The organism is uncultured Chitinophaga sp. (assembly GCF_937898475.1).
In the GTDB taxonomy this organism is placed as follows: Bacteria; Bacteroidota; Bacteroidia; order Chitinophagales; family Chitinophagaceae; genus Chitinophaga.
The window spans coordinates 192,453-205,436 of sequence record NZ_CALEJS010000040.1; the positions used below are offsets into that span (position 1 = coordinate 192,453).

Here is a 12,984-nt window from a genome sequence, read left to right on the forward strand (position 1 = left end):
ACCCAATAATATTTTTTTTCATTCATGCCATTGGATTAAATTTACCTATGTAGAATGCGTGATTAGCTCCAGATACCCTCTTTTAACCGCGTATGCACAACTTAGCTATAACCCTGGAAGGGCCCTCAAAATCTCCCGGCAACCGGCAATTACGACCGGTTATTCTTACTGCTGATACACTTTTTCATGGCAGCATAACCACTACCATACCTGATCTGCAGGCGAGCTGTTTCCTTATTCCTTCATTAAAGCAAGTGCCTGAGATACTGCAGCCGAGCGGAGACGACCTGTTGTTATTTGTGGATATAGATGCTTATGGCATTGCATCGCTGGGCAGGTTTATCAAGCAGCACGCGGCCCCGCCACAGATCACGGTGATCGGGCTGTCTGACTGCAGTGAGCTGAACCTGGTGATCCGGTACCTGAGATCAGGCTTACAGGGCTATTTCCTGAAACAGGAGCTGAACGCGGAGCTGATCATACAGAGTATTACTACCCTGCTGGGCAATGGCTTTCCCTTATCCCCCGGCATTACGCTGAAGATCATTCAAATGCTGATCGGCCGGCAGCAGGTTTACCCGGCAACGCTCAGCAGCCGTGAACAGCAGATCCTGAACCGGCTGGTGAACGGCAGCAGCTACAAGCTGGTAGCCAATGAGCTGAATATCTCACTGGAAACGGTACGATACCATATCAAGCGGATGTATAAGAAGCTTGATGTCAATTCAAAGGGAGAGATCATTGCGAAGATGCTCAGGAACCGTAAGAGCCCTCCGCCTTTCATGGGCTAGCGATATAAAAAAAGCCCCCCGGGCCAGCCGGAGGGCGTTCATATACCAATTCACTATAATACGGTTATTTTACCAGCTCTTTCTTCAGCACTTCCGCCATTGTTTTACCAATGTTGGCGGGGCTTTCCACTACGTGAACGCCGCACTCAGACATGATCTTCATTTTAGCGGCAGCGGTATCGTCTGCACCGCCAATGATAGCGCCGGCGTGGCCCATACGGCGGCCGGGAGGAGCGGTTTGACCGGCAATAAAGCCTACTACAGGCTTAGTGCCGTTCTCTTTGATCCAGTAGGCGGCTTCTGCCTCCATGCTGCCACCAATCTCACCGATCATGATGATGCCGTCTGTTTCAGGATCGTTCATCAGCAGTTCTACGGCTTCTTTGGTAGGGGTGCCGATGATGGGATCACCACCGATACCGATGGCGGTAGAGATACCCAGGCCGGCTTTCACTACCTGGTCTGCCGCTTCGTAAGTCAGGGTACCGGATTTGGATACGATACCGATACGGCCTTTCTTGAATATGAAACCGGGCATGATACCCACTTTAGCTTCTTCTGCGGTGATCACGCCGGGGCAGTTAGGCCCTACCAGTCGGGTATTTCTTCCCTGCAGGTAGCTCTTGGCTTTCACCATGTCCTGAACGGGGATACCTTCTGTGATACACACCACCAGCGCAATACCAGCCTCGGCGGCTTCCATAATAGCATCTGCAGCAAATGCAGGGGGTACAAATATGATAGATACATCGGCGCCGGTGGTCTTAACCGCGTCACTTACCGTATTAAAAACCGGGCGATCCAGGTGTGTGGAGCCTCCTTTACCGGGGGTAACCCCTCCTACTACCTGTGTACCGTACTCTATCATCTGCGTAGCATGGAAAGTACCTTCTGTACCGGTAAATCCCTGCACTATGACCTTGCTATGCTTATTAAGTAAAACACTCATTGCGCTTGGTTTATTAGTTAACTGTTATTTGTATAATGGTTTTGATGGGCAAAAATATAACTACAAATGCCAAATACCAAACCCTGGGCTAGTCGTTCCGGTCGTTCTTTTTGAGCCGGTCCCGCCAGTTTTTGTCCCGGAACATCTCCATTTGCCGCATTTCCTTGGCGTCGCGGAGGAAGTCTGAGGCAAAAATAAAGTCGTTCAGCCGCTCATCTTTGGCAAAAATGATGTCTTCATTGCTGCCCTCCCACTGTTTCAGGCCTTCAAACATGTAGATGATATGGTCACCGCTTTCCATTACGGTGTTCATGTCGTGGGTATTAATAACGGTGGTGATATTGTATTCTACTGTCAGCTCTTTGATCAGCTTATCAATGAGCAGGGAGGTCTGCGGATCGAGGCCGGAGTTGGGCTCATCGCAGAACAGGTACTTGGGATTCAATACGATAGCCCTGGCGATGCCTACGCGCTTCTTCATACCGCCACTGATCTCTGCGGGAAATTTGCGGGCGGCTTCTGTCAGGTTTACACGGTCCAGGCACTCCATTACCCGTTTTTTCTTTTCCTTGTAATTGCCCATCCCGAACATGTCGAGCGGGAACATCACATTCTGCTCTACCGTCATACTGTCAAACAGCGCGGAGCCCTGGAAAAGCATGCCTATTTCCTGGCGGATGATCTTCTTTTCCTGGTCATTCATCACGGTAAAGTCCTGTTCATTATACAGCACCTGGCCACTGTCTACCGCTATCAGCCCCACAATGCACTTCATCATCACGGTTTTACCGCTGCCACTGGAACCGATGATAAGGTTCACCTTGCCGGCTTCCATCGTAGCGGACACGCCTTTTAACACCTGTTTGTCGCCAAATCCTTTTTTAATGTCTTTTAACTCGATCATAAGTTTGATATAGTCCGGCGGAACCGCTTAGAGTAATATTGCCGACAATGCATAGTCCATGAATAATATCAGGATACAGCTGACCACTACGGCGGTGGTGCTGGCCTTACCTATTTCCAGTGCACCTCCCTGTACGTTATAACCGTAGTAGGCAGATACGCTGGATATGATGAATGCGAACGTATATGATTTGCTGAGAGCAAAGAATATGTTATACACTCTAAGCTCCTGGCGCAGGCCCAGCATAAACTCATCGTTGGAAATGATGCCAGCGGCTGTTCCCGCCAGCTTACCGCCATAAATACCCAGGAAACCGGAGATGACCACCAGGCAGGGAATAGTGAGCAAAGCCCCCAGTATCTTAGGCAGCACAAGGTAGCCTTTGGTATTGATACCCATGATCTCCAAAGCATCTATCTGTTCTGAGATACGCATATTGCCGAGTTCTGAAGCTATCTTGGAACCTACCACACCTGCCAGTACAATGGAGGTTAGGGTGGGTGCAAATTCAAGTATGATGGTATCCCTCACTATCTGGGCGATGGTGGCTTTGGGGATGATTGGACTTACCAGCTGGTAGGACGTCTGAAGCGTAGTAACACCTCCCATGAACAGCGAGATGATAAACACGATCCCCAGTGAGCCGATGCCGATATCCACACTCTGCTGCATGAGCTGCTTCCAGTACATCCTGGGGTTCTCCGGCCTGGAGAACATGCCCTTCAGCATCAGCAAATAGGTACCAAAATGGTGAAAGAATTTAAATTCCATAGATGGTCAAAGATAGTAAATATAGTTGTCAGTCACTAACGGCTAAAGGCTAGCGGCTAAGCGCTTTACTTCAGGCTTTTCACCAGTAAACGTTTCAGGCTTCTTTCTATGATTTCGCCCATGGTGCGGCATTTGGCAAATACAGGATCTTCATAGTACTGGGCCAGTTCACTGCCCAGCTGCTGCACCTTTTCAGGGAAGGATACATAGTCTGTCATGATCACATCACGGAGGTCTTTGATACGGTGCCGCTGCCCTTTGATACGGCGGGCAATCAGTGCCCTTTCTTCCTGCTGATACTGTTTTACAACTTCAGCATTCAGGTGTTTCATGGCCAGCTCTACAAACACGCGGTTCTCTTTAAAATACTGCGGCATATAAAGCGTACGCTTCCCTTCATAGAACTGCTGGTCAAAATCAATGGCGCGTATGCGGAACTGTACATCATCAAAATCCGGCGTGATATCGAACACGAAATTGTAAGACCGCATATCGCCCAGCAAACGTACAAAGCAACGCTCATTGAACTTTACAAACTCCTTGGCTATACGTTTTGGATTAAAGCCGGGCCGGTGCATCCAGTGGAGGATGAACTGGTCTCCGGGCACACCGGCAATATGCTCTTCCACGAGGGTACTACCGTCTACCAGGAAGTTCATCCAGTAGGGCGAGAGGATATGTTCCAGCTCCAGGCCGTAAATACGGGAAGCATCTGCAATCTTAATATAGAAATAATCGTAGACCTCGTTGTAGTTGTTGACGATCTTAATGCGAAAAGGATGTGAGTTCCCAAAAGTGCAGTAATCTATCCGCTCAATGTGCAGGTGTTCTTCTGCTGCCTGGTCGCCACCGGCCTTCAGGAAAGAGTAAATCCGTTTGAGGCCTGCGTGCAGCTGGCCGATCATGCTTTGCGGATAAAGCACGGTTTCCCATAAAGTATCTTTCCCCTCTGCATCATATACCGGAATGCCGCCTTCAAAATAGCGCAGCTCCTCGTAAGACACCGGGAGATTCAATTCCCGCTCATACAGCTTCAGGTATTTTCTGAACGCCGGATTGAGCGGGAAGAATATTTTTTTACGGGAGATACTTTGCATAACCGATATGCTATATGCTTATCCGCACATTATTTTTTCTTTTTCTTTCCGTCGCCGGTGCTTACATCCTCGCGGCAGCATTTGTGCTGCGCATCTACCACGGCAATATTCACCATGTTAACGATCTGGCGTACGGTACTGCCCAGCTGCAATATGTGCACCGGCTTTTTCATACCCAGCAGAACGGGACCGATCGCGTCAAAACCAGCTACTTCCTGCAAAAGGTTATAGGCAATATTACCAGCGCTGAGGTTGGGGAAAATGAGGGTGTTCACTTCTTCTCCCACCAGTTCAGAGAAGGGATAGCTGTCTTTCAGTATCTCCTGGTTAAAGGCCATGGCCGCCTGGATCTCGCCATCCACGATAAGGGTGGGATCCATTTTCTTTACCAGCTCGCGGGCCTTGCTCACCAGCTGGGCCTCCGGCGTAGGACTGGAGCCAAAATTGGAATAAGACACCATGGCTATACGCGGTACAATGTTGAACAGTCTTACCTCTTTGGCCACCATGATGGTGATCTCTGCCAGCTCTTCCGCGGTAGGATTGAAGTTCACGGTAGTATCTGCCAGGAACAGAGGTCCGCGTTTTGTATTGATGATATACATACCGGCCACCCGCTTGGCGCCTTCTTCCATGCCTATTACATGCAGGGCAGGACGTATGGTATCCGGGTATTTGCGGGTAAGGCCGGAGATCAGCGCGTCTGCCTCACCGGTTTCCACCATCATACAGCCAAAATAGTTACGCTCGCGCATGATCTTGCCGGCTTCATACTTGTTAAAGCCTTTACGCTGGCGCTTTCTGAAGAACAGGTCACCGAAGTAGTGCCGTTTTTCATGCATTTCATCGCTTTTGGGATCGATGATAACGGTATCTTCCAGTTCAATGCCATTCTCTTCTGCCAGGCGGCGTATGCGGGCTTCATTACCCAGCAGGATAGGAAAGGCGATGCTTTCCTCGCGTACCACCTGGGAAGCTTTCAGCACTTTCAGGCTGTCTGCTTCTGCAAATACCACCTTTCGCGGATCTTTACGGGCTTTGCTGCCAATAACGCGGAACAGCTGGTTATCCAGGCCCAGGCGATGATTCAGCTCATCGCGGTAGGCGTCCCAATCGATAATGGCCCTTTGCGCCACCCCACTCTCCATGGCGGCCTTTGCTACGGCAGGGGCCACTTCAGATAAGAGGCGCGGATCCAGGGGTTTGGGAATGATATAATTCGGTCCGAAATAAAGGTTTCTTTCATTGTAGGCCAGGTTCACAATATCGGGTACAGATTCTTTGGCCAGGTCTGCCAGCGCGCGTACCGCCGCCAGTTTCATAGCTTCGTTGATCTGGGTGGCCCTTACGTCCAGTGCACCGCGGAAGATATACGGGAAACCCAATACGTTGTTTACCTGGTTGGGATGGTCTGAACGACCGGTAGCAAAGATGATATCCGGCCGCGCTTTAATAGCTACCTCATAAGGGATCTCCGGATCAGGATTGGCCATGGCAAAAACGATGGGATTCTTGGCCATGCTTTTCACCATCTCTGCGGTCACCACATTGCCTATGGAGAGACCGATGAATATATCCGCGCCTTTCATAGCGGCTGCCAGTTCCGTTACTTTGGAGCTAGTGGCAAACTGCATATGCATTTCGGTGAGGTCTGTACGCTCTTTCGTGATCACCCCGTTCTTATCGAACATGATGAAGTTCTCGGGTCTGGCGCCCAGGGCTACATAAAGTTTTACGCAGGCCATCGCTGCAGCGCCTGCGCCATTCACTACAAACTTTACTTTCTCTATCTTTTTCTTCACCAGCTCAAGCGCATTCAGCAGGGCCGCACCGGATATAATGGCGGTACCGTGCTGATCATCGTGCATGATGGGAATTTTCAGCTCTTTCTTCAGGCGTTCTTCAATGGCAAAGCACTCAGGGCTTTTGATGTCTTCCAGGTTGATACCCCCGAAAGTAGGCTCCAGGGCTTTTACCACCTTTACAAACTCATCTACGTCCCTACAATTCAGCTCAATATCAAATACGTCGATGTCTGCAAATATTTTGAATAATACCCCTTTCCCTTCCATTACGGGCTTACTGGCCTCAGGACCAATATCGCCCAGACCCAGCACGGCGGTACCGTTACTGATAACGGCCACCAGGTTGCTTTTGGCAGTATATTTATAAACCTTCTCTACATCTTTGTGAATTTCCTTACAGGGCTCGGCTACTCCGGGAGAGTAGGCCAGCGACAGATCCCACTGCGTTTTGGTGTTTTTCGTAGGAATGACTTCTATCTTCCCCGGTCTTCCCTGCGCATGGTAATCCAAGGCATCCTGCTTGTTCAATTTTTTCGCCATAAAGTAAATATAAAAGACAATTGGGGCTGCAATATACAAAGTATTGCAGGAACGGTCACTAGCACGAAAGAGGCAGGTATAGTTAGCATACTGTTAAAATTGCTTACATTTACGGCGGTTAAACATTCGCGAATATCATGATACAACGTATTCAGAGCCTTTACCTGCTATTGGCGGCCGCAGCCGGAACCGCTACCTGGTTTCTCAATCTATGGAAAGCCAAACTAAGCAATAGTACTGAAAGCTATTTCAATGCCCAGTCCAGCTACCTGGTATTTGTTGTATATATGATCATCGTACTGCTGGCCCTAATCTGTATTTTTCTCTACAAGAACCGTAAGCTGCAGTTCAGACTTACTGTTGTTAATATACTGCTGTCTGTTGGCGCCATTACTTTACAGTATTTCAAAGTGCAGGATCATGCCAATGCACTGGTGGCTTCCGGTGTAAGCATCATATCCGCCACTTACCTGCCCGGCGCCTTTTTACCGGTGCTGATCCTCATCTTCCTTTACCTCGCCGCCCGCGGCATTTATAAAGATGAGAAGCTGATCAAATCACTTGACAGGCTTCGCTGAGACAGTTAATAATTAAGAATTAATAATTCTGGGGCTAGTGTCCAGCGCAGATCACAGGCCCTGTGATTCTTAATTATTAATTCGATTGTCACAGAAACTTACCCGTGTAGCTGTCCTTTACCTTTTTGAGGCCGGTGGGTACGCCGGTATAGAGTAGCTGACCGCCGCCGGCGCCACCTTCAGGGCCCAGGTCTATTACCCAGTCTGCACTGCGGATCACGTCGAGGTTGTGTTCGATCACCAGTACGGTGTGCCCCTGGTCTATCAGTGCGTTGAAGGAAGCCAGTAATTTCTTGATATCATGAAAATGCAAACCGGTGGTAGGTTCGTCGAAGATAAAGAGAATATGACCCTGTGCGCGGCCTTTGCCCAGGAACGATGCCAGCTTAACACGCTGCGCCTCGCCACCGCTCAGGGTATCGCTGCTCTGGCCCAGCTTTACGTAGCCAAGGCCTACATCGCTTAACGGGCGGATCTTATTGCAGACATCCTTTTCATCCTTGAAGAATTCGAGTGCTTCATCTACGCCCATTTCCAGCACATCATAAATGTTCTTTCCTTTGTAGGTCACTTCCAGCACTTCTTCCTTAAAGCGTTTACCGCCGCAGCTTTCGCAGGTAAGATGCACGTCTGCCAGGAACTGCATTTCAACGATCACTTCTCCTTCACCTTTGCAGGCATCACAACGGCCACCGTCTACGTTAAAAGAAAAATGTTTGGGCAGGAAACCGCGCATCTTGCTCAGCGGTTGCTTGGCAAACAGATCGCGGATCTCGTCATACGCCTTAATGTAGGTAACGGGGTTGGAACGGGATGATTTACCGATGGGATTCTGGTCTACCATCTCCACCTGGGTAATGTCGTCTAATGCGCCTTTGAGGGCCCGGTGCTGTCCTACCCGCTCTGCAAACTCACCTTTCAGCTTCATGAGCGCAGGATAGAGTATCTGCTTTACCAGCGTGGTTTTGCCGGAGCCGCTAACACCACTTACAACGGTAAGCACCTGCAGCGGAAAATCAACATCAATGTTCTTCAGGTTGTGCTGACGTGCGCCTTCTACGGTAATGGCCTTTTTCCATTTACGTACATGCGTGGGCGGTTCTATGGTCATTTGCCCGCTGAGGTATTTGCCGGTAAGGCTTTTACCGTCTTTCAGTATCTGCTGGTAATTACCGGCGAAGATCACTTCACCGCCCAGGTGACTGGCCAGGGGGCCCATATCTATGATGTAGTCTGCTTCCTGCATCACCTGCTCATCGTGCTCCACGATCACTACGGTGTTGCCCAGGTTACGCAGCTCTTTGAGCACACCTATCAGGCGGTGCGTATCACGGGCGTGCAGGCCGATGCTCGGCTCATCCAGAATATAGAGGGAATTGGTCAGGTTACTGCCCAGGGAACGGGTCAGCTGTATACGCTGGCTTTCGCCACCACTGAGGGTATTAGCCACACGGTTCATGGTAAGATATCCCAGGCCTACATCCAGCAGGGTTTTGATGCGGTGGTGCACCTCTATGAGGATACGCCTGGCCACCTGCTGGTCAAACTCGCTGAGTTGCAAATCATCAAACCATTGTTTCAGATCTGTTACCGGCATGTCTACCAGGTCTGCAATGCTCTTACCGCCTATCTTGATATAGAGTGCTTCCTTACGCAGCCTTCCACCATTACATTCCGGGCATACGGTACGACCGCGATAGCGGGCCTGCAATACGCGGTACTGCACCTTGTACAGGTTCTGTTCTACCATTTTGAAGAACTCATCGATACCGTAGAACTGGTCGTTACCTGTCCACAACAACTTATATTGTTCGTCTGTCAGATCGGCTATTGGCTTGTGTACGGGGAAGTTGATCCTGCGGGAAGCCTTTATCAGCTGTTCCTTGTATTCTCCCATTTTTTCGCCGCGCCAGGGAGCGATGGCGTTTTCGTATACACTCAGCCGTTTGTCCGGGATCACCAGGTCGGGATCAATGCCCAGCACCTGGCCAAAACCTTCGCACACAGGGCATGCGCCGTAAGGGTTGTTGAAAGAGAAGAGGTTGGGCACCGGCTCTTCAAACTGCAGGCCGTCCAGCTCAAAACGGCTGGAGAAATGCTGCTGACGGTTGCCATCCACTTCCACCAGGCAATCGCCTTCGCTTTCGTAAAAGGCAGTTTGCACACTGTCTGCAATACGGTGCTTATCATCTTCTTCAAACGCTTTCACTACTACGCGGTCTATTAGCACGTAAGCATCCCCGGGCATTGCCGGCTTCTTCTGCTCCAGCAGCTCTTCAATACGCTGCAGCTGGTTGCCTGCTGCGCTGGTGAAGTACAGTCGGGAAAAGCCTTTCTGCATGAGGATGTTCAACTCCTCCTTTATATCGCGTTTGGCGTGACGGCGGAATGGTACAAGTATCTGCACTTTGGCGCCCACCGGCAGGCGGCTGATAAAGTCCACCACATCGCTCACCTCATGTTTCTTTACCAGCTGACCGGAAATGGGAGAATAGGTTTTCCCGATCCTTGCAAAGAGCAGGCGCAGGTAGTCGTATACCTCTGTCATAGACCCCACAGTAGACCGGGGCGTACGGGTGATCACCTTTTGTTCTATGGCTATTGCCGGGCAAATGCCTTTAATGTAGTCCACATCGGGCTTGTTCATACGCATCAGGAACTGGCGGGCGTAGGCGCTGAGGCTTTCTGCATAACGCCGTTGTCCTTCGGCATAGAGGGTATCCATTGTCAGGGAAGACTTGCCGGAGCCTGAGACCCCGGTCACCACCACCAATTTGCTGCGAGGGATGGCTACGCTTACGTTTTTCAGATTGTGTACCCTTGCACCCTTTATAAAGATATGATCCTGCGCGCTAACTGACTGATCATCAATTACTGCTTCCGTTTTCTTAGTTTTTGTTGCCATGGTTATTGCTTCGAAGTCCGCGGCCGGTAGTCCATTATCAGTACCCTGGACTATTGGCCATGGACTGATAAAAGTACGCCATTAAATCCAAAAATCAGCTCCCCGGCAGGGCGCATGCGTTCATGCTGACACGTAAAGTCCATAAATTGTTAGCACCCCTAATATCTTAGGAAAAAAATATACCTATTGATACTGTTGAAGTTATCGTTAAAAACCACGTATACGCTTCCCCAGACGGGGTTTTCCGTGTCAATTTTAGGTTACAGGATGTTGTTTATTTAAACTATTCGCCTATATTTGCAATAGACGTGAACTATACCTTGGAATTGGCGCTGCTATTGGACAATATCGAACTTTAACCAAAAAAACATCAATTTATAGCATAAACTCTACTTAACTAAACAACCTACAGACTGTTAAGTCCGTATTATTTACTAACCCGACTATTAGTAGATGTTTATGCAGATAACGTATAAATTAAGTGACGAGCAACTGATCACCCTCTTCAAGAAGGGTCATACTTCAGCATTGGAGGAGCTTGTACACCGGCATAAGGACAAACTGTTCACTTCTATCGTATTACTCGTAAAGGATCCCTTCCTGGCAGAAGACATTTTTCAGGATACATTCATTAAAATCATTGATACCATCCGCGCCGAACGGTATACGGAGAAGGGAAAATTCCTGCCCTGGGCCATGCGTATAGCTCATAACCTCTGTGTCGATCATTTCCGGAAGATCAAGCGGACACCTGTTATCAAGACCAGCGATGATAAAGACATTTTTAACATGCTGGGGTTCAGCGACTGCTGCGCCGAGGATATGATGATTACACGCCAGAGTCACGATCGCGTTCGTAAAATGCTGGACATGCTGCCGGAGGAGCAGCGGGAAGTAATTATCCTGCGACATTATGCAGAACTGAGTTTTAAAGAAATTGCAGACCTCACGCAAGTGAGTATCAATACCGCATTAGGCCGTATGAGATATGGCTTAATCAATCTCCGGAAGATGATGACGGAGAAGCAGATTTGTTTGTGATCCCTTTTTTGCTTGCCATCAACGGGCGGCCGGATGTACCGACCGCTCGTTTTTTTTAGCTGTGGACTGTTAGCATTTAGCTGCTGGCTTAAAGCAGCGCTTACCCGGCTAACCACTAAGTACCAAAAGCTAAAAGCTTCTCTCCACCACGATCGCAGCTCCCTGCCCCACTCCTACACACATGGTAGCCAGTCCGTAACGGATGTTCTGCCGCCTCATTTCATGTAAAAGCGTGGTGGTGATGCGAGCGCCGCTACAACCAAGTGGGTGCCCGATGGCAATAGAGCCGCCGTTCACATTCACTTTCTGAGGATCCAGCTCCAGGTCGCGGATACAGGCCAGGGACTGGGAGGCAAAGGCTTCGTTCAGCTCGATCAGGCCAAGATCGCCGGTGTGCAGGCCTGCCCGTTGCAGGGCTTTCTGGCTGGCGGGTACGGGAGCCACACCCATAATGGAAGGATCTACCCCGGCTACGGCCATGGCCTTTATTTGCGCCAGGGGCTTTAAGCCGAAACGTTTCAATGCGTTTTCAGATACGATCATTACCATGGAGGCACCATCATTGATGCCGGATGAGTTGCCCGCCGTTACGCTGCCATCTTTTTGAAAGGCCGGTTTAAGGGCTGCCAGCTTCTCGAGGGAAGTTTCACGGGGCGGCTCATCTTTGGAGCATACCACCTGCTCTTCCTTGTTGGGGGTGATCTGCACGGGGATGATCTCATGCTGCCACTTACCTGCTTCCAGGGCGGCCCGGTATTTCAGCTGGCTTTGCAGGGCAAAAAGGTCCTGGTCTTCGCGACTTACATTCCACTGGCGGGCTACATTCTCTGCAGTCTCCCCCATGGAATAGGGATGGTACATGGCGGCCAGTTTCTTATTTGTGAAGCGCCACCCAATGGTGCTATCGTATATTTCTGTTTTACGTGAAAAGGGCCCCTCCGGCTTGGGCATTACAAAGGGGGCCCGCGTCATGCTTTCTACTCCCCCTGCCAGGTATACATCCCCTTCTCCACACATAATGGCGCGGGAGGCGTCCATAATGGCCTGCATACCACTGGCACAGAGGCGGTTCACGGTATTGCCCGCCACGGTAACAGGCAGGCCTGCCAGCAGGGCTGCCATGCGGGCCACATTGCGGTTATCTTCGCCTGCCTGGTTGGCGGCACCCGCAATCACATCTTCAATAGCCAGGGGATCCACTCCCGGGTTACGGTCTACCAATGACCGGATCATCAGGGCCAGCATATCATCCGGCCGGATAGTGCTGAGCGCCCCGCCATAACGGCCGATGGGCGTACGCACTGCGTCAACTATATAAGCAGCCTGCATTTTTTAAAATTGAGGTGTAAATGTAGGGAAAAAGTATGTAGTCCATTGTCGATGGTCGATAGTCCATAGACCATGAACTATGGACTAATTTCCTTACCTTTGCGGTTGCTTTCCGACTGCCGTAAGGCAGCCATTTGCTCATTTAAGGACGATGACCGATCATAATACAGCACGTTCCATCTGGCTTTTTCGAGAACAAAACGGCGTAGGAGGCTTTCCAGGGCGATAAGGATTCAGCGCCTTAGCTGCCTGTAAACAAATTGTGAACGACGTA

At 49.9% G+C, this 12,984-nt stretch carries 10 protein-coding genes; 3 read left to right on the forward strand and 7 right to left on the reverse strand.

The genetic code is table 11. The features are described 5' to 3' along the window. Positions 1 to 92 precede the first annotated feature (92 nt). Positions 93 to 791 carry a response regulator transcription factor gene (locus tag Q0577_RS24060; RefSeq protein ID WP_298740890.1) on the forward strand — a complete coding sequence of 233 codons (699 nt, stop codon included), beginning with the start codon at positions 93 to 95 and terminating at the stop codon, positions 789 to 791. A gap of 64 nt (positions 792 to 855) precedes the next feature. Here Q0577_RS24060 and sucD read toward each other — a convergent pair whose 3' ends face one another. The 5 genes from sucD to Q0577_RS24085 all read right to left on the reverse strand — a co-directional run bounded on the left by sucD (position 856) and on the right by Q0577_RS24085 (position 6,857). Then, positions 856 to 1,740 (reverse strand): succinate--CoA ligase subunit alpha, encoded by an 885-nt coding sequence (gene sucD / locus Q0577_RS24065; protein ID WP_298740892.1) that lies wholly within the window; start codon positions 1,738 to 1,740, stop codon positions 856 to 858. 88 nt (positions 1,741 to 1,828) lie between these two features. Then, on the reverse strand, positions 1,829 to 2,644 hold the full coding sequence (locus Q0577_RS24070; protein WP_298740894.1) for an ATP-binding cassette domain-containing protein: 816 nt from the start codon (positions 2,642 to 2,644) through the stop codon (positions 1,829 to 1,831). Between the two features lie 27 nt (positions 2,645 to 2,671). Next, complete coding sequence (locus Q0577_RS24075; RefSeq protein ID WP_298740896.1) at positions 2,672 to 3,415, reverse strand: ABC transporter permease; 744 nt, start codon at positions 3,413 to 3,415, stop codon at positions 2,672 to 2,674. 65 nt (positions 3,416 to 3,480) lie between these two features. Further along, entirely contained in the window at positions 3,481 to 4,512 is a 1,032-nt protein-coding gene (locus Q0577_RS24080; protein WP_298740898.1) for a hypothetical protein, read from the reverse strand. A 29-nt stretch (positions 4,513 to 4,541) separates the two neighbouring features. Then, positions 4,542 to 6,857 (reverse strand): NADP-dependent malic enzyme, encoded by a 2,316-nt coding sequence (locus Q0577_RS24085; protein ID WP_298740900.1) that lies wholly within the window; start codon positions 6,855 to 6,857, stop codon positions 4,542 to 4,544. Between the two features lie 137 nt (positions 6,858 to 6,994). Between Q0577_RS24085 and Q0577_RS24090 the strand changes: the two genes are divergently transcribed. After that, entirely contained in the window at positions 6,995 to 7,435 is a 441-nt protein-coding gene (locus tag Q0577_RS24090; protein ID WP_298740902.1) for a DUF4293 domain-containing protein, read from the forward strand. 88 nt (positions 7,436 to 7,523) lie between these two features. Here the strand turns inward: Q0577_RS24090 and uvrA are convergent, their stop codons facing one another. Next, the gene (gene uvrA, locus Q0577_RS24095) at positions 7,524 to 10,340 is read right to left on the reverse strand and encodes an excinuclease ABC subunit UvrA (RefSeq protein WP_298740904.1); all 2,817 of its coding nucleotides are present in this window, start codon (positions 10,338 to 10,340) and stop codon (positions 7,524 to 7,526) included. Positions 10,341 to 10,799: 459 nt separating this feature from the next. Here uvrA and Q0577_RS24100 point away from each other — a divergent pair, with 459 nt between their 5' ends. After that, positions 10,800 to 11,381 carry a sigma-70 family RNA polymerase sigma factor gene (locus Q0577_RS24100; protein WP_298740906.1) on the forward strand — a complete coding sequence of 194 codons (582 nt, stop codon included), beginning with the start codon at positions 10,800 to 10,802 and terminating at the stop codon, positions 11,379 to 11,381. 129 nt (positions 11,382 to 11,510) lie between these two features. Here Q0577_RS24100 and Q0577_RS24105 read toward each other — a convergent pair whose 3' ends face one another. Next, on the reverse strand, positions 11,511 to 12,710 hold the full coding sequence (locus Q0577_RS24105; RefSeq protein WP_298740908.1) for an acetyl-CoA C-acyltransferase: 1,200 nt from the start codon (positions 12,708 to 12,710) through the stop codon (positions 11,511 to 11,513). Positions 12,711 to 12,984 lie beyond the last annotated feature (274 nt).